The sequence below is a fragment of the Microvirga sp. 17 mud 1-3 genome (assembly GCF_003151255.1).
In the GTDB taxonomy this organism is placed as follows: Bacteria; Pseudomonadota; Alphaproteobacteria; order Rhizobiales; family Beijerinckiaceae; genus Microvirga.
Window position 1 is genome coordinate 4,311,151 of sequence record NZ_CP029481.1, and the last position, 17,154, is coordinate 4,328,304.

General features: G+C 66.2%; 16 protein-coding genes and 1 pseudogene. 7 read left to right on the top strand and 10 right to left on the bottom strand.

The window, feature by feature from the left end:
• Positions 1 to 56 precede the first annotated feature (56 nt).
• Entirely contained in the window at positions 57 to 683 is a 627-nt protein-coding gene (locus tag C4E04_RS20280) for a thioredoxin domain-containing protein (protein WP_109600438.1), read from the top strand.
• 96 nt (positions 684 to 779) lie between these two features.
• On the opposite strand, the gene C4E04_RS20285 is transcribed toward C4E04_RS20280, so the two are convergent.
• Positions 780 to 2,840: a calcium-binding protein gene (locus C4E04_RS20285; RefSeq protein ID WP_109600440.1), complete on the bottom strand. Its 2,061-nt coding sequence runs from the start codon at positions 2,838 to 2,840 to the stop codon at positions 780 to 782.
• An 88-nt stretch (positions 2,841 to 2,928) separates the two neighbouring features.
• Positions 2,929 to 4,179, bottom strand: coding sequence for an FAD-dependent monooxygenase (locus C4E04_RS20290; RefSeq protein ID WP_109600442.1), 1,251 nt, complete (start codon positions 4,177 to 4,179; stop codon positions 2,929 to 2,931).
• Positions 4,180 to 4,324: 145 nt separating this feature from the next.
• Here C4E04_RS20290 and tesB point away from each other — a divergent pair, with 145 nt between their 5' ends.
• Positions 4,325 to 5,182 (top strand): acyl-CoA thioesterase II, encoded by an 858-nt coding sequence (gene tesB, locus C4E04_RS20295; RefSeq protein WP_109601381.1) that lies wholly within the window; start codon positions 4,325 to 4,327, stop codon positions 5,180 to 5,182.
• Between the two features lie 51 nt (positions 5,183 to 5,233).
• On the opposite strand, the gene C4E04_RS20300 is transcribed toward tesB, so the two are convergent.
• The gene (locus tag C4E04_RS20300) at positions 5,234 to 6,268 is read right to left on the bottom strand and encodes an aldo/keto reductase (protein WP_109600444.1); all 1,035 of its coding nucleotides are present in this window, start codon (positions 6,266 to 6,268) and stop codon (positions 5,234 to 5,236) included.
• A 2-nt stretch (positions 6,269 to 6,270) separates the two neighbouring features.
• Complete coding sequence (locus tag C4E04_RS20305; protein WP_109600446.1) at positions 6,271 to 7,452, bottom strand: MFS transporter; 1,182 nt, start codon at positions 7,450 to 7,452, stop codon at positions 6,271 to 6,273.
• A gap of 106 nt (positions 7,453 to 7,558) precedes the next feature.
• Here C4E04_RS20305 and C4E04_RS20310 point away from each other — a divergent pair.
• A pseudogene (locus tag C4E04_RS20310) lies at positions 7,559 to 8,481 on the top strand (LysR family transcriptional regulator).
• Between the two features lie 69 nt (positions 8,482 to 8,550).
• On the opposite strand, the gene C4E04_RS20315 reads toward C4E04_RS20310, so the two are convergent.
• The 3 genes from C4E04_RS20315 to C4E04_RS20325 all read right to left on the bottom strand — a co-directional run bounded on the left by C4E04_RS20315 (position 8,551) and on the right by C4E04_RS20325 (position 11,434).
• A complete protein-coding gene (locus C4E04_RS20315) occupies positions 8,551 to 9,573 on the bottom strand; it encodes an ABC transporter substrate-binding protein (protein ID WP_109600448.1) in 1,023 nt (340 codons plus the stop codon).
• Positions 9,574 to 9,618: 45 nt separating this feature from the next.
• Positions 9,619 to 10,410 (bottom strand): ABC transporter permease, encoded by a 792-nt coding sequence (locus C4E04_RS20320; RefSeq protein ID WP_109600450.1) that lies wholly within the window; start codon positions 10,408 to 10,410, stop codon positions 9,619 to 9,621.
• Positions 10,411 to 10,606: 196 nt separating this feature from the next.
• Positions 10,607 to 11,434: an ABC transporter ATP-binding protein gene (locus tag C4E04_RS20325; protein WP_109600452.1), complete on the bottom strand. Its 828-nt coding sequence runs from the start codon at positions 11,432 to 11,434 to the stop codon at positions 10,607 to 10,609.
• Between the two features lie 211 nt (positions 11,435 to 11,645).
• On the opposite strand from C4E04_RS20325, the gene C4E04_RS20330 reads away from it, so the two are divergent.
• The 4 genes from C4E04_RS20330 to C4E04_RS20345 all read left to right on the top strand — a co-directional run bounded on the left by C4E04_RS20330 (position 11,646) and on the right by C4E04_RS20345 (position 15,403).
• Positions 11,646 to 12,191: a transglutaminase-like cysteine peptidase gene (locus C4E04_RS20330; RefSeq protein WP_109600454.1), complete on the top strand. Its 546-nt coding sequence runs from the start codon at positions 11,646 to 11,648 to the stop codon at positions 12,189 to 12,191.
• A gap of 504 nt (positions 12,192 to 12,695) precedes the next feature.
• Positions 12,696 to 13,412 carry a hypothetical protein gene (locus C4E04_RS21055; protein WP_162559489.1) on the top strand — a complete coding sequence of 239 codons (717 nt, stop codon included), beginning with the start codon at positions 12,696 to 12,698 and terminating at the stop codon, positions 13,410 to 13,412.
• A 274-nt stretch (positions 13,413 to 13,686) separates the two neighbouring features.
• Positions 13,687 to 14,025, top strand: coding sequence for a P-II family nitrogen regulator (locus C4E04_RS20340; RefSeq protein ID WP_109600458.1), 339 nt, complete (start codon positions 13,687 to 13,689; stop codon positions 14,023 to 14,025).
• 37 nt (positions 14,026 to 14,062) lie between these two features.
• On the top strand, positions 14,063 to 15,403 hold the full coding sequence (locus C4E04_RS20345; protein ID WP_109600460.1) for an ammonium transporter: 1,341 nt from the start codon (positions 14,063 to 14,065) through the stop codon (positions 15,401 to 15,403).
• Between the two features lie 95 nt (positions 15,404 to 15,498).
• Here C4E04_RS20345 and C4E04_RS20350 read toward each other — a convergent pair whose 3' ends face one another.
• The 3 genes from C4E04_RS20350 to C4E04_RS20360 are packed head-to-tail and all read right to left on the bottom strand — an operon-like array spanning position 15,499 to position 17,083.
• Entirely contained in the window at positions 15,499 to 16,101 is a 603-nt protein-coding gene (locus C4E04_RS20350) for an SCO family protein (protein ID WP_109600463.1), read from the bottom strand.
• Between the two features lie 15 nt (positions 16,102 to 16,116).
• Positions 16,117 to 16,650 (bottom strand): copper chaperone PCu(A)C, encoded by a 534-nt coding sequence (locus C4E04_RS20355; protein WP_109600465.1) that lies wholly within the window; start codon positions 16,648 to 16,650, stop codon positions 16,117 to 16,119.
• 46 nt (positions 16,651 to 16,696) lie between these two features.
• Positions 16,697 to 17,083, bottom strand: a complete 387-nt coding sequence (locus C4E04_RS20360; RefSeq protein ID WP_109600467.1) for a hypothetical protein — start codon at positions 17,081 to 17,083, stop codon at positions 16,697 to 16,699.
• Positions 17,084 to 17,154: the final 71 nt, after the last annotated feature.

Below are 17,154 nucleotides of genomic sequence, written 5' to 3' on the forward strand. Positions count from 1 at the left end.
GCTCCGGTCACGTTCGGGCGGCACGAGGGTGCCATCCCGTCCGTGAGTGCTCCCCGATGATTCTCTCCCGCCGTTCCCTGCTCGCCGGCCTGTCCCTGTCCGGCCTCGTGGCCCCCGCGCTTGCCCAGAAGGCTCCCGAGCCGGAGCGCATTCCGGTGGAGCTCTTCGACGAGACGCTTGACCTGCCCTCCGCGGTCAAGCTCGGGCACGCCCATGGCGACGTGATCCTGGTCGAGTACTTCGATTACAACTGTCCCTATTGCAAACGCTCGGCGCAGGATCTTCCGGCCCTGCTTAAGGCGGAGCCTGACCTCACCTACATCCTCGTCAATTACGCGGTGCTCGGCCTGCCTTCGGTCACGGCCACCAAGGCGGCTCTGGCCTATTTCCAGCTCTACGGGCCCGAGCGCTACCTGCCCTTCCACCTCGCCCTGTTCGGCTTGCGCGGCCCGGTGGACGGCGAGCGCGCGCTGTCCGAGGCGGAGCGCCTCGACGGCGACCGTCAGCGCCTGACGGACACGGCGAACACGGAGCGCACCGCCCAGTGGATGAAGCAGGCCTTCACGCTCGGCAACTCCCTCGGCCTCGTGGCGACGCCGTCCTATCTCGTGGGCCCGGAGAGCTATGTGGGCGGCCTGTCCCTCGACCAGAAACGCGCCGCCATCGCGCGGGCGCGGGCCTGACCGGGAGAGGATCTCGGGAGCACCCGAGATCCGTGGGGCAGGGGAGCAGGTCAGCGCTTCCCGTCATCGCCCAAGATCGGGGGAGAAGAGCCCCCCTCAGATCACGAAGAAATCGTGATAGGTCAGCTTGAGGTTCTTCTGGAGCGTTGCGATCTGGGTCGCAGCAGCGCGGCCGGTCCCGTCGGGATCGTAGAAGAGCGCACCGGTCTTCTTATTGTAGACGATCCGGTCGCTCGCATCGTGCACGTGGTCGCCGATCCAGAAGGCGCCCTTGGAGAGCGCGCCTTTCTTGGGCAGCTTGGTAAAGACCTTCCGCGACAGATGGACCGTGTCGTCCTTGGGGGAGAAGTCGTAGACGGTATCCACGTTGCTGCGGACGTTCGGCTTCGTATCGAGCACGAACACGTCCTTCCCGGCCCCGCCGATGAGCGCATCATTCCCGGCGCCACCGATGAGCGTGTCATTGCCGCCCTCGCCCCAGAGGGTGTCGTCCTGGCCAAGGCCGGAGATGCGGTCATTCCCGTTCTCCCCGGCCAGGGAATCCTTGGCAGAAGTGCCGCGCAGGACGAGCGGCATGGTTTCCACAACATTGTGCACTGTCAACGTGACGGTCTTCACAAGTTCTTTGCCGTAGGAATCGGTTGCCCGGATTGCGATCTCGTGCTGCTTGGCCGTCTCGTAATCGACGGCACCCTTCAGGACGAGGCTTGTCCCCTGGAGACCGAAAAGGCCTCCGGCATCCGAGACCAGCGAATAGGTCAGCGTGTCGCCGTCCGGATCGGAGCCGTACAGGGCGGCGACGGTGGATCCGGGCGCGGCGCTCTCGGACAGGCTTGCAGTCGAAAGGACAATGTTCGAGGGCGCGTTGTTGACCAACGCGATAGTCTGGTCGGAGAACTGGACGAGGCGGATATCGTTCAGGACATCCTCGCCCTCTGGACCGGCGATTTTGAACGTGCCGTCTTCGTTCGGCGTGACCGTGTAGGCGCTCCGGCTCCCGGAATAGACCGCCCGGTCCTCACCGGCGCCCCCATCCAGGGAATCGTTGCCGAGTCCTCCGACCAGGGTGTCGCTGCCGGCCCCCCCGGACAGGGTGTTGTTCTCGTCATTGCCCGTGAGCTTGTCGGCGCCGGCGCCCGCTTCGAGATTCTCGATTCCGATCAGGGTATCGCTGCCGTGGGTACCCGTATTCTGCGCCCCTTCGATCATAAGATTTACGGTGACGCCGGACGTGCCGGAATAGCGCGCGGTATCGATGCCGTCGCCGCCCTCGAGCGTGTCATTGCCGAACCCGCCTTCCAGAGTGTCGGCTCCGCCGCCGCCCTGGAGCTTGTTGCCGACATCGCTGCCGGTCAGCTTGTCCGCCTGCGCGCTTCCGATGATGTTCTCGACATTGGTAATTTGGTCAAATTGTAATCCGGTCCATTGTGCTGCCGAGATGGCGAGGCTCAGCGTGACTCCGGCTGTAGCAGAGGTGTAATCGATCGTATCGATACCAGGGCCGCCATCAACGGCGTTGCTGCCGGTCCCGACGGCAAAGATCTCGCCGCCGGCCCCTCCGTGGGCTGTGTCGTCGCCTGCCCCGAGTTCGATCCGGCCGGTTACGATACCGCGCGTACCGTCATAGATGTCACTCCCACTTCCAAGATCGATGGCGACCGCATCTGGCCCCGCAGCACTCGTCCTGATATGGCCTGCATTGACGATGCGATCCGGGCCGATCTGACCCTGGACCGCGAGGCCGGACGCGGAAATCGTCCCGGTATTGTAAAGCTCAAGCCTATCCGCGGTAGATGGATTCTGGGCATTTGCCGGCAGGACCTCCACGCCTTTGATGGCCATGATCGTCCCTAGATTGAGCACCGTGCCGGTCCCGCCTCCGCTGAACCGAATGCCAGTGCCCGTATCCGATATGATGTCGCCTTCGCTGGTGACGCCGCTGTTCACGCCCTTCAAGTCGAGGGCATGGCCGTGGCCCTGGACCTTGATGGTCTCGGCGATGGTGATCCGCTGCCTGAGGGCGGCTTGCAGGGCAATTCCCGCAGGGCTCATCACGCTAAGCCCGATGAAGGCCGTTCCGGCGTCAGGGAGTTCGAGAAGCGCATTGCCGCCGGGAGCGGGAAGCGGGTGGGTCGCGTCGAAAAAGTAATTGGTCATAGCAATTCCGGGATAGGAGGATGGCCCGGAATTGTTACGATATGTCGTTTTGGTAATAAAGAGGGTAGTTGCGCGGAGCAGCCTTCCCCTAGAGAGCTTCGCCTTTCAGGAGCCGGAAGGGCGAGCCGCCGGCCTGCCCGGCCGCCTCGCGCATGAAGAAGCCCTTGAGGGTCGGCATCCGGTCGACGAGGCCGAGGCCGAGGTCGCGGATCAGGCGGACGGGCAGGAAATCGTTGGAGAACAGGCGGTTGAGACCATCGGTCATCAGACCCATAGCAGTGATGTCCGTCCGCCGCGCCCGCTCGTATTCGTCGAGCACGTCCGCCGCGCCGGGATCGCGCCCGAGGCGCAGGGCCTCGACGATGATCTCGGCGAGCGCCGCCGCATCGTGCAGGCCGAGATTGAGGCCCTGGCCGGCGATGGGATGGACCACGTGGGCCGCATCCCCCAGGAGCGCCACACGCTCGGCCGTGAAGCGGCGCGCCACCCCGAACGAGAGGGGAAAGGCCTGCGGCTTCGTCTCGAACGCAATGGCGCCGAGCTGGAGACCGAAGCGCCGCTCCAGCTCTGCCTGGAGATCCTCCGGATCGGATTCGAGAAAATGGGGCACCGCATCGCCGCGCTCCGACCATACGATGGAAGAACGATGCTGGATGCTGCCGTCCGGCAGTGTCTCGGGCTTCAGGGGCAGGATCGCGAAGGGACCGGCGGGCAGGAAATGCTCGATCGCGCGGCACTCGTGGTCGCGGGCATGGCGGATCGTGGCCACGATGGCGGATTGCCGGTAGGGCCAGGAGATCCAGGAAATGCCGGCCTGCTCCCGCAGGCGCGAGCGGGCGCCGTCGGCGGCCACGAGTAGGGTCGCGCGCTCGGTCTGGCCCTCCGCCGTCACGTCGATGCCGGCGGGATCGGCCGAAAAGCCCTCGACCGCCGCGGGCCTCAGGGACACCCCGGCCTTCCGGCAGGCCTCGACCAGGGCGGCCGTCAGTTCGCCGCCCGCGATCATGTGCGCAAGAGGCGCGCCGATTTCCGCCTCGCCCGCAAAGGTCAGGTAGGCCGGCCGCACAGGATCGTGCAGGCGGCTGTCGGTGATCACCATGTCGGTGATGGGCTGCGCCTTGTCGGCGATGCCGTTCCAGATGCCCAGGGCCTCGAGCATGCGCCGCCCCGCCGCCGCGATCGCATAGGCACGCTTGTCCCCATGCGGATCGCGCTTCAGGGCGGGGTCGTACATGACGGCCTCGATCCCCTCGCCCAGGGCCTGCTTCAGCGCGAGGGCGAGCGACAGGCCGGCAAGGCCGCCGCCCGCGATGACGATGCGAGGATGATCCGCGCTCATGGAGAATCTCCTGAAAGGCTCCTGCCCGGGCCCGGAGAGGAATCTAGGGCACAAGCCGGGTGTCCGCGATGGATCGTTCCGCGTCAAGCTTGACGTCCCGCGCGGGCTCTCCGATGGATGGGTTTCCGCCGAAGGAATCTGCCCGATGTCCAGTGCCGTCGCCAACCTGCTCAAGATCCTCAACCTCGAGCCCCTCGAGGTGAACCTTTTTCGCGGCCAGAGCCCGAAGGTGGGCTGGCAGCGGGTCTTCGGCGGGCAGGTGATCGGCCAGGCGCTGGTGGCTGCCACGCGCACCGTCGAGGGGCGCCAGCCCCATTCGCTCCACGGCTATTTCATGCTGCCGGGCGATCCCAAGGTGCCGATCATCTACGAGGTCGACCGCATCCGCGACGGGCGCAGCTTCACGACACGCCGGGTGGTGGCGATCCAGCACGGCCAGGCGATCTTCTCCATGTCGGCCTCGTACCAGATCGCAGAGGACGGATTCGAGCATCAGGCTCCGATGCCGGAAGTCCCCGGCCCCGACGCGCTTCCGAGCGAGTCGGAGGTGAAGGCGGAACTGCTGCCGAAGATGCCGGAACCGATGCGGACCTATTTCGAGCGGGAGCGGCCCATCGAGATGCGCCCGGTCGAGATGCAGCGCTACACCTCCGGCGACCCCGGAAAGCCAATTTTCCACGTGTGGATCCGGGCCACGGATCCCCTGCCGGACGATCCCGCCGTGCATCAGGCGGTGCTGGCCTATGCGTCCGACATTACTCTGCTGGACACCTCGCTCGTCCCACATGGCCGGACCGTGTTCGATCCGACGATCCAGGGAGCGAGCCTCGACCACGCCCTCTGGTTCCACCGCCCCTTCCGGGCCGACGAATGGCTGCTCTACGCCCAGGACACTCCATTTGCGGGCGGCGCCCGCGGCTTCTCCCGGGGCCTCATCTTCCGGCAGGACGGCACATTGGTCGCGTCCGTGGCCCAGGAAGGGCTGATCCGCGACCGCAGCTGACGCGAAGGCCGCCGAGCGACTCTCACAACACCGCGCGGCAGCGGTTTCGCCTTACACCGCGGGCGGATTGACCCGGGCGAAGCCAGCCTGGCGATATGAGGGCCAATAGGGATAAGCCGGCGTGACGGCGCTCGCCCCATCGAGCCGCGCCACCTGCTCGGGCGTCAGCGACCAGCCGACCGCGCCGAGATTCTGGCGCAGCTGCTCCTCGTTGCGCGCACCGATCACGACGGTCGAGACGGTCGGCCGCTGCAGCAGCCAGTTCAGGGCGATCTGCGGCACCGACTTTCCGGTTTCGTCCGCGACCGCATCGAGGGCATCGACGACGCGGAAGAGATGTTCGTCATCGACGGGCGGGCCGTATTCGGCGGTCTGATGCAGGCGGCTCGTTTCGGGCAGCTTTGCGCCGCGGCGGATCTTGCCGGTGAGCCGGCCCCAGCCGAGTGGGCTCCAGACCACCGCGCCGACGCCCTGGTCGCGGGCAAGCGGCATCAGCTCCCATTCGTAGTCGCGCCCGATCAGCGAGTAATAGGCCTGATGCGCCACATAGCGCGGATAGCCGTAGCGGTCGGCCACGGCGAGCGATTTCATGAGCTGCCAGCCGGCGAAATTGGACACGCCCACATAGCGGATCTTGCCGGCCCGCACGAGGTCGTCGAGGGTCGACAGTACTTCCTCGACGGGCGTCTTCGCGTCGAAGGCGTGAAGCTGGAGGAGATCGATGTAATCCGTGCCGAGACGCTTCAGGGCCGCGTCCACGGCAGGGATCAGCCGGGAGCGGGAAGAGCCTGCCTCGTTCGGCCCTTCGCCCATGGGCAGGCCGGTCTTGGTGGACAGGAGCACCTTGTCCCGCCGGCCCTTGATCGCCTCGCCCAGCACGGTTTCCGATGCGCCGTCCGAATAGACGTCGGCCGTGTCGAAAAGGGTGACGCCGGCCTCCAGGCAGATGTCGATGAGCCGTCGTGCCTCGGCCGTATCGGTCTCGCCCCAGGCGCCGAAGAGCGGACCCTTTCCGCCGAAGGTGCCGGCCCCGAAGCTGAGCACCGGGACCTGTAGCCCCGAGCGTCCCAAATGTCTGTATTCCATGGTCAGATTCCTTGATGTGAGAGGACGGAAGCGGAGGAGCGCCGGTCGAGCCGGTGGCTGACGAGCGCGAGGACGAGGCCCGCAAGGGTCACGAGGGCAGCGACGAGAGGCAGGGAGCCAAGTCCGGGACCGTGGTCGATGACGAGGCCGCCGATCCAGGCGCCGAGGGCATTGCCGAGATTGAAGGCCGCGATGTTCAGGCTCGAGGCGAGGCCCTGGCCGGCGCCGCCCGCTTTTTCCAACACCCGCAATTGCAGGGGCGCCACCGTCGCGAAGGCCGCAGCCCCGAGGAGGCCGATGAAGACGACCGCCAGGGTCTTCTCCTGCACCGCGAAGGTCGTGAGGGCGAGAACGAGCGCCAGAAGTCCGAGCGTGCCGATCAGGGTCGGCATCAGGCGCTTGTCCGCCAGCCAGCCGCCGCCGAGATTGCCGATCGCGAGGCCTGCGCCGAAGACCAGGAGGATGGGCGAGACCGCGGCTTCGGAGAAGCCGGTGATCCGGGTCAGGATGGGCTGCACATAGGTGAAGACCGCGAACACCCCCGCGTAACCGAGCACCGTCATGGCGAGACCGAGGCCGACCTGGAGGCGCATCAGCCCGGCGATCTCGTCGCGCAGCGACGAAGTCTCCTCATTGCGCGTCCCGGCCGGAACGAAGGCGGCGAGCACCAGCGCCGCGGCGGCCCCGATGGCCGCCACCGTCCAGAAGGTCGCCCGCCATCCGAAGGCCAGGCCGATCCAGGCGCCGAGAGGCACGCCGAGAAGCGTCGCGGCCGTCAGGCCCGTAAACATGATGGCGATGGCCGAGGCCTTGCGCTCCGGCGGCACGAGCGAGGTCGCCACCACCGAGCCGACGCCGAAGAAGGTCCCGTGGGCCAGCGCCGTGACGATGCGGGCGCCCATGAGGGCCCCGTAGCTCGGCGCGACCGCACAGGCGATGTTGCCGATGGTGAAGATGATCATCAGGGCGACCAGGACGGTCTTGCGCGGCCATTGCCGGGTCAGGACCGTGATGAGCGGGGCCCCGATGGTGACGCCGAGGGCATAGCCGGAGATGAGAAGGCCCGCGAGCGCGATGGAGACGCCGAGATCTCCGGCGACCTGCAGCAGCAGGCCCATGATGACGAATTCGGTGGTGCCGATGGCGAAGGCCCCGGCGGTCAGGGTGTAGAGAGCAAGAGGCAAGGCAGACTCCCGTCCGGGCGTTGCGAAGAGATGTCGCAAAGCTAGGAGACGCGGGAGCTTTGAATTAGAGTGCCGTTCGGAACATCATTTGTGAGTTGAATTCACGATGGCGCGGCTTGAGATCAATCGCTCCGGCGAGATGGAGGTCTTCGTCCGGTGGTGGAGCAATCGGGCTTCTCGGCCGCGGCGCGCAGCCTGCGGATGACCCCCTCGGCCGTGAGCAAGCTCGTGGCGCGCCTCGAGGCCCGTCTCGGCACCCGGCTCGTCCACCGGTCGACCCGCCGCCTGCAGCTCACTCCGGAAGGGGCCGCCTTCTTCGAGCGGGCGAAGCGGGTTCTCGCCGAGATTGACGACGCGGAACGGGAGGTCTCCGTCGGGGCCGCCCCGAAGGGTCGCGTGCGGGTCAACAGCAACGTGCCGTTCGGCCTCCATCACCTGCTGCCGCTCGTGCCGGGCTTCCTGGAGCTTTATCCGGAGGTGCGGCTCGACATCGTCCTGACCGATCAGGTCATCGACCTGTTCGAGGAGCGGGCCGACGTGGCGATCCGGGTCGGCCCGTTGAGGGCCTCGCAGCTCGTGGCGCGCAAGCTCGGAACGAGCCGGATGGTGGTGGTCGCGGCGCCGGACTATCTGGCACGCCACGGCACGCCCGAAACCCTGGCGGAGCTCGAATCCCATAACCGGATCGGGTTCAATTTCGCCCGCAGTTTCGACGAATGGCCGTTCCGGGAAAGTGGCCTCGACCGAACCCTGCCGGCCGTCGGCAATGCCCTGTCGGGAGACGGCGAGACCTCCCGCCGGCTCGCGCTCGCGGGTGTCGGTCTCGCCCGCCTCGCCTGGTTCCATGTGGGCCCCGACATCGCGGCAGGCCGGCTCGTGCCGGTGCTGGAAGCGTTCAACCCCGGCGATACCGAGGACATCCACGCGGTCTTCGTCGGCCAGGGCGGCCGCCTGCCGGCGCGGGTGCGGGCCTTTATCGACTACCTGGCCGAGACCGTGACGCTGCAATACGACGGCAGCGCTCCATGAGAGGAACCATGAGAAAAGGCGCGGGACGGATTGCTCCACCCGCGCCCTGCGGATAACGCCAGCGCGGCGTCAGCCAGCCGCCTTCTTGACGAAGCGGTCGTCGAAGGTGGCCGCGAGGTCGACCTTCGCGTCCTTCAGTTCCGGATCGAGGGTCTTCAGCATGTCCATGACGCTCGCCATGCCGTCCGGCGGGACGATGCCGGTGCGGGAATAGCTTTCCAGCGAGTTCTGCACCGCCTTGACGTAGAGCGGCTTGTCGCCGAGGTGATATTCCGGCGGCACGGCCTCGGCCACATCCTCGGGCTTCGCGCTCGCGAGCCACTTGAGCGACTTCATGAAGGCATTGACGAGGCGCTGGGTCGTCACCGGATTGGCGTCGATGAAGTCCTTCTTCGTGTAGAGGGTCGCGGCCGGGTTCGAGCCGCCGAACAGGGCGCGGGTGCCGGCTTCCGTCCGCGTGTCGATGAGGATTGCGATGTCGCCGTCCGATTCGAGCTTGGAGATCACCGGATCGAGATGGGCGATCACGTCGATCTCGCCCTTCTGCATGGCCGCGACCGCGCTCGCTCCGGAGCCGACGCCGATGATGGCCGCATCCGTCGGCTTCAGGCCGGCCTTCACCATGGCGTATTGCGTGGTGAGCGCCGTGGAGGAGCCCGGCGCCGTAACGCCGATCTTGAGACCCTTGAAGTCGGCCGCGGACTTGATCTGCCCGGCCTTGTCCTTCTTCACCGCGATCACGATGGCCGGGAAGCGCCCGAGCTCCGTGACGGCGCGCACGTCCTGGCCCTTGGCCTGCATGCGGATGGTGTGCTCGTAGGCGCCCGTCACCACGTCCACGGAGCCGCCGATCAGCGCCTGGAGCGACTTGGCGCCGCCGCCGAAATCGTTGATCTCGACGTCGAGCCCCTCGTCCTTGAAGAAGCCCTTGCGCTCCGCGATGGTGAGCGGGAGGTAGTAGAGCAGCGGCTTGCCGCCGACGCCCAGCGTGACCTTGGTCTTCTCGGGCTTGTCCTGCGCGAAGGCGGTGCGGCTGAAACCGGCCGCGAGGGCCGCAGCGCCCGTCCCGATCAGAAATGTCCGGCGTTCCATGTTCGTCTCCCTGGTTTGTCGTGCTTCTTGAAAGAAGAGGATTGCTCAGCCCTGCCCGCCTGTCGACGGGCCCGGGCGCCAGACGAGAAGCCGCCGCTCGATCGCCGTCACGACCATGTCGAGGAGGATGACGAAGATTGACAGGATCAGCATTCCGGCAAAGACACCCGTCACGTCGAACACGCTCTCGGCCTCGTGGATCTTGTAGCCGAGCCCGGCCGAGGAGCCGAGATATTCGCCCACCACCGCGCCGACGAGCGCGAAGCCCACGGAGGTGTGGAGCGACGAGAACATCCAGGTCAGCGCCGACGGCCAGTAGACGTGCCGCAGGAGCTGGCGCTCGTTCATGCCGAGCATGCGCGCATTGGCGAGCACCGTGGGGCTCACCTCGCGCACGCCCTGATACACATTGAAGAACACGATGAAGAACACGAGCGTGAAGCCGAGCGCCACCTTCGACCAGATGCCGAGCCCGAACCACAGGGCGAAGATCGGCGCGAGCACCACGCGCGGCAGGGCGTTCGCGGCCTTGATGTAAGGGTCGAACACGGCCGCCAGCATGTCGCGGCGGGCGAACAGGAACCCGAACAGGATGCCGCCCGCCGCCCCGAACGCGAAGGCCAGCACGGTCTCGAGCAGCGTGATGCCGAGATGGTGCCAGATCTCGCCGGTGGCGAATTCCTTCCAGGCCCGCGCGAGCACGTCGATGGGGTTGGAGAAGAAGAACTGCGACTGCTTGACGGGCGCAAGAATCGGATAGGCCGTGAGCACGTGCCAGAGCACCAGGAACGCGAGGCCGACGGCAATCTGGAACGCAAGAAGCTTGGCGCGTTTCAAAGCCCCAACTCCTCTGTCATTCCGGGACAGCGCGCAGCGCTGGGCCCGGAACCCATAAACGCTAACGTTTCAGAATGAAGAGCTGCGGCAGCCGCTGCGGCGTATCTTGCCCTGTCGGCGGCTATGGGTTCCGGGCTCTCGCTGTGCTCGCCCCGGAATGACAAGGGGGCGGCCCCGGAACGGCGATAGATCATGGTCACGACGTCGCTCCCTCGCCCTGCGCATAAGCCTTCTGCACCTCCGTGCGCAGGCTGGCCCAGATCTCCTTGTGGATGTGGTGGAAGGACGGCTCCAGCCGCACCTCCGCGATGTCGCGCGGACGCGGCAGCGTCACCGGAAAGTCGCCGATGATCCGCGCGGCGGGGCCTGCGGACATCACCACCACCCGGTCGGCCAGCGCGATCGCCTCCTCGAGGTCGTGGGTGACGAAGAGCACGGCCTTGCGGTCCGTCGCCCAGAGGTCGAGCAGCAGGTTGCCCATGATCTGCCGCGTCTGCGCATCGAGGGGCCCGAAGGGCTCGTCCATGAGCAGGATTTCCGGATCGCGGATCAGCATCTGGGCCAGGGCGACGCGCTTCCTCTGCCCGCCGGAGAGCATGTGCGGATAGCGGTCCACGAAGGCCGAAAGGCCCACGCGGCCGAGCCATGTGCGGGCCTTCTCACGGGCCGTTTCTGCCGCCACGCCCTGCGGCTCCAGGGCAACCGCGACGTTCTGCAGAGCCGTCTTCCAGGGCATGAGCGCATCCTGCTGGAAGAGGTATCCGGCCCGCCGATTGAGGCCTTGAAGCGGCGCGCCGAAGATCGAGACTTCGCCGTCGGAGGGCTTCAGCAACCCCGCGGAGGCATTGAGGAGCGTGGACTTGCCGCAGCCGGTCGGGCCGACGATGGCGATGAACTCGCCGGGCCGGACCGAGAGGTCGATGGACGAGACGGCACGATAGCCCTCCCCTTTCGGCCCGAACGTGATGGCGACGTTGCGCAGGGTGACGGCTGGCGTGATTGCGGCGGACTCGGTGACGGACATGGATCAGGTGCGTTTCCCGCGTCTTTTTCGGCGACGCTTGGGGCCAGCCTAAAGCCTCGTCCCCAGATGGCAAGACGGAACCCGGTATCACCTTATGCTCACGCTGCCGCAATCCCGGCGTGAAGACATGATGAGAGAGACGCGAAAGTGTCAAAGCCGGTCGCTTCGAAAAGTTCCGGCATGAAGACTGTTATTTCCAGGGGCCATCCTCATGTCTATTTCCCGAATCTGCGCCAGCGGCCTTGCCATAGCCATGCTCATGGTCGTTCCGGCAGTGGCAAAACCTGCTGCGGGCGTGATGATGACTCCTGAGCGCATGGCTGAGCTCCAGCGCATCAATACCTTCGTCAACAGCACGATTGTCGAGGTATCGGATTGGGAACAGTACGGGCGCGAGGATGTCTGGACACTCCCAACGAGCGGCAAGGGTGACTGCGAAGATTTCGCGCTTCTGAAGCGAAAGCTCCTCCTGGAGCGAGGGTGGCCTGCCGCGGCCTTGTCGATCGCTGTCGGCGTAACAGCCCAGGGTGAAGCTCATGCGGTTCTGACCGTGGCGACCGCCGAAGGCCCTCTGGTGCTCGACAACCTGACTTCAGCGATCCTGCCGTCGTCACGGACGGGGCACACGTTCTACGCCCGCCAATCGGGGCGAGGATGGATCGCGGCTTCGGGGGAAAGAACGCGCGAGCCGACAGTTGACCTTCCCGTGGCAGAGCGGACCGTGACGGGAACAAGCCCTCGACGCAAGCGCGGGTAAGCTTACTCTAGAACAGTCAAGATTGAGCAAGAATTCTCGTCGCGAAACTTGGTAGCGATTCCGGACATCATAGATGAACGGCTTCTGAAGGCGTTCGCCTAACGTATAAAAGGCCAAGCTGTTCTGTTTACGTTGTTAGATTTGTTGGAAAATAGAGATTAATACTGCTGAGCTTAAGTTACGGAATAACTTTTCTCTTGAAGAGTGGGAACCATGTCTCTGCTGCGGCGTCATTGAGACATTCGAGACAATTTAGTCTCAATTTCAAACTAACTCCTCTTCAGGTGAGTCATGAAACGTTCGCACGTTCTCGCTGCGTCCGGCGCAGCCCTTTTGCTTGCTTCCGCGTTCCCGGCATTGGCACAGGGTCTGCGACCAGGCGGGCAATGTGTTCCGGCCGTCGCCAATCCGTCGATGTATAGCAATTGCCGTCTTCACGTTGTCCAAGGGGAGGAGGTCTGTCGCTGCGCTATCCGTCCTCAGGCGTTGCGCCAGCTGAACAGGTTGACGGACCGGGACGCCACGGCGACCGGATCGATCACGCAGCGGGCTCCTCTGGCGGGCGGCTCGGTCGGCACCCCGCTTTTCGGCTCCGGTGGGTTTGCGAACCAGAACTTCGCCGTTCCTAGCAGCGGCTCGGCGGCGTCCCTTTCCGGTCAATCCAATCCGCAGAACGGTGGCATCAGCCCGGCAGGAACCACGCGCGGCAGCGCCCTTGGTGGCAGTGCCGTTGGCGGCAGCACCCTTGGCGGCAGCACCCTTGGCGGCAGCGCCCGCGGCGCTGCGGCGGGTCGTGGAGGTGAGGGCGTATCCAGCGGGACGGGCGATGTCGCCTCAACCGGCAGCGTGGGTGCCGGAGCCTCAGGAAGTGCCGGCGCGGTCGGTGGTGGAACCGCCACTGGAGGCCGGGCGGCAGGCGGAGCCACCGGGTCAACGGATGGCGGCTTGGGCAATCCGGGAAATGATAAAAGCGTCGGTCGGGCCGGCGAAAGCCCGAACGGTGGCGCTTTCGGCGGCGGGTCCCGCGGCCGAGGAGACGTGGGCGATCGGGGCGGCCGTGGGAACGGCAACGCTGGCGGTCAGAACGGCAACGGAGGCGGCCATGGGAACGGCAACGCTGGTGGTCAGAACGGCCACGATGGCGGCGGGCACGGAAACAACGGCTTCGGAAATGGCGGCCGTGATGGGAGCCCCAACGGCAAGGACGACAGCGTCCGCTAACACGCCTGCCTGATCTGTTTCTGCGCAACCCCGGCTTACTTGAGCCGGGGTTGTTCTTGTTTCATCTGCCTATGGTTTGGGCATTCAGGCCGAAACAGCCTCATTTCCGGGCCGCATCCCTGTCGCAACGGGGAGCCGAAGCAGCCCGCAGAGATTGGCATCATTCTTGCATAGTCCCCAGTCGAGACCCGTCCGGCAGGTCGGGTTCGCATGGAAACGTCTCGTGAGCAGGCCCCGGCCGGCGCATGAGATCCCACAGGAGGGGGCTTTACCCATGAAAATCGTGATGGCGGTCATCAAGCCGTTCAAGCTGGAGGAGGTCCGCGACGCGCTCACCTCCCTCGGCGTGCACGGCCTCACCGTGACCGAGGTGAAAGGCTACGGGCGGCAGAAGGGCCATACGGAGATCTATCGCGGCGCCGAATACGCCGTGAGCTTCCTGCCCAAGCTCAAGATCGAGGTGGCGGTGCCCACCGAGATCGTCCCGAAGGTGATCGAGGAGATCACCCTCGCGGCGCGTACGGGGCAGATCGGCGACGGCAAGATCTTCGTCGTCCCCCTCGAGAAGGCCGTCCGCATCCGTACCGGCGAGGCCGATGCCGATGCCCTGTAAATCCCTCCCCTCTCGGTCCGTCCGGAGCCCGAATCCGATGAAGCTACGCTCGATCCTTTCCGCAACTCTTCCGGGCCTCGGGCTCGCGCTCGTGACCCTCGGCCCGGCGCTCGCCCAGGAGGCCGCCCCTGCCCCGACCATCGACAAGGGCGACACGGCCTGGATGCTCGTCTCGACCCTCCTGGTGATCCTCATGACGATCCCGGGCCTCGCCCTGTTCTATGGCGGGCTGGTGCGCACCAAGAACATGCTCTCGGTGCTCATGCAGGTCTTCTCGGTGTTCAGCCTCGTGGCCATCCTGTGGGTGTTCTACGGCTACTCCCTCGCCTTCACGGCAGGCCCCGGCGGACTCGGCGCCGTCATCGGCGGGCTCTCCAAGGCCTTCCTGACCGGCGTGACGACGGAGTCCACCGCCGACACCTTCACCAAGGGCGTGGCGATCCCGGAATTCACCTTCCTGGCCTTCCAGCTCACCTTCGCGGCGATCACGCCGGCGCTCATCGTCGGCGCCTTCGCGGAGCGCATCACCTTCAAGGCCGTGATGCTGTTCACGACCCTGTGGCTGACCTTCGTCTACCTGCCCATCGCCCACATGGTGTGGTTCTCGGAGGGCTATCTCTTCAAGCTCGGCGCCCTCGATTTCGCGGGCGGCACCGTGGTGCACATCAATTCGGGCGTCGCGGGCCTGATCGGCGCGCTGATGGTCGGCAAGCGCATCGGCTACGGCCGCGACCTGCTCGCGCCGCATTCCCTCACGCTCACCTTCGTGGGCGCGTGCCTGCTGTGGGTCGGCTGGTTCGGCTTCAACGCGGGCTCGAACCTCGAAGCCACCGGCGGCGCGGCGCTGGCGCTCCTCAACACCATCCTGGCCCCCGCCGCCGCGGGCCTCGCCTGGACGGCCGCGGAAGCCTTCGAGAAGGGCAAGGCCTCGCTCCTCGGCATCGCGTCGGGCGCCGTCGCGGGCCTCGTGGCGATCACGCCGGCTGCCGGCCTCGCGGGACCGATGGGCTCCATCGTGCTCGGCCTCGTGGCGGGCGTGGTCTGCTACGTGGCGGTCACCATGGTGAAGAACGCGCTCGGCTATGACGACGCCCTCGACGTGTTCGGCATCCACGGGATCGGCGGCATCGTCGGGGCCATCGGCACCGGCATCGTGGCGGCGCCCACCCTCGGCGGCTACGGCGCCGGCGATTACACGATTGCGGGCCAGGTCTGGACGCAAATCGTCGCCGTGGCCGTGACTCTGCTCTGGACGGGGATCGGTTCGTTCATCCTCTTCAAGATCGTCGATCTCACGGTCGGCCTGCGCGCCACCTACGAGGCGGAACGCGAGGGCCTCGACCTCGCCGACCACGGCGAGCGCGCGTACAATTACTGAGCTTTCAGACGACAGAAAACATCCAGAGGGTCGTCAAAAGGAAAAGCCCCGGCCGCAAGGTCGGGGCTTTTCGCATCCTGCGCCGCTCGGGCGGCTCACCCGTTCTTCACGAGCTTCCTGAGCTTCTCGCGCCGGATGTCCTGCGCTTCCTGGAAGTTGGATGCGCCGGAGAAATCGCCCTTGCCGTCCATCAGGAAGATCGTCGCCGTGTGGTCCATGGTGTAGCCGTACTCCGTCGGGACCTTCTTGTAATAGACCCTGTAGGCCTTGGCGGCGGCGGCGATCTCGTCCGGCGTGCCGGTGAGGCCGATGATCCGCGGATCGAAGGAAGACAGATAGGTCTTCATCAGCTCCGGCGTGTCCTGCTCGGGATCGACCGTCACGAACACCACATTCATCCGGTCCGCATCCTTGCCCAGGGCCTCAAGGTCCTGGGTGAGGTCGTAGAGGGTGGTCGGGCAGACCTCGGGGCAGTGTGTGAAGCCGAAGAAGAGCGCGAAGGGCTTACCCTTCAGGCTCTCGCTGGAGAAGGGCTTGCCGTTCTGGTCAGTGAGCTGGAACGGGCCGCCGATCGGCACCCGCGAGGCGGTCCCCGACGAGTTCGGCCCCGGCAGCATCAGCAGCAGGGTGACGAGGAGCACCAGCGCCGCCGTGAGAAACACCAGCAGCGGCAGGAGGATGGACCGTTTGAAAACCATGGGAAACCTCCTGCGCTAATGCTTATGCTGCATGGGTGCGGGTGCCGCGCCGTGGCCCATATTCTGGCCCCCTCCCTGACCCATGCCGCGCACTGCAAAGTCCACCGCAACCGAGCCGGCCTTCTCGAAGACCAGGGTTCCCTTGACGGTCTCGCCGTCCTTGAGGGGCTCTTTCAGGTCCATGAACATGAGATGATAGCCGCCCGGCTTCAATTCGACGGTCTCGCCCGGCTTGATCTCGAGCCCGCCATCCACCGGCTTCATGCGCATGACGTTGTCGACCATGGACATCTGGTGCACCTCGATTCGCGACGCGACCGGGGCGGACCCGCCGGTGAGCCGGTCGGGCTCCTTGCCCGTATTCGTGATGCGCAGATAGCCGCCGCCCACCTGTGCGCCGGCGGGCGTTGCGCGCGACCAGGGCTGCTCGATGGTCAGGGCTCCGGCCTTGATCGGCGCGGGCGAGGCGGAGGATTGGGCAAAGGATGGCGAGACGGCGAGCATGAGCGCGGCCGCGGCCAGGAACGGCGTGGAAAAAGTCGGTTTCATGGAACGGGTCCTGTGATGGGTTCGGGAATGATCTGCGAGCGGACGATCAACCCAGGCGCGGCGGCGCGCGCGACCCGACAGGAAGGAAACTGGAGAACCGGACAAGGAGCGGCTCCGCCGGCAGGAACGCGACCGTCTGCGGAAGCGCCGCCGGCCTTTCGAGCCCGGCGACGGCCGGCAGGGGCCCGGTTGTGGCAGAGACCCCGCAACTGAGGACGCAGCACAGGGCATCATGGGCCTGCGCCGGCGCATCAGGCACCGCACCCTTTCCCTGGCCGCAGAGGATGGCCGTCGGTCCGGGGATCAGCGCATCCTGGGCATGAAGCGCGCCGCCGAAGGCGAAAAGCAGGGCCTGGAGCGCCAGCGCATAGGCGAGCGCGGCCACGATCCCGGCCCGCTGCCACCGCCTGAGAATGAATGCCCTGCTGGTCATGGGCGGACACTGGTCCGTCCCGGGCGGCGCGTCAACGGGCGGGGCCGCCGCCGTAGGGTTAAAGGACCCTT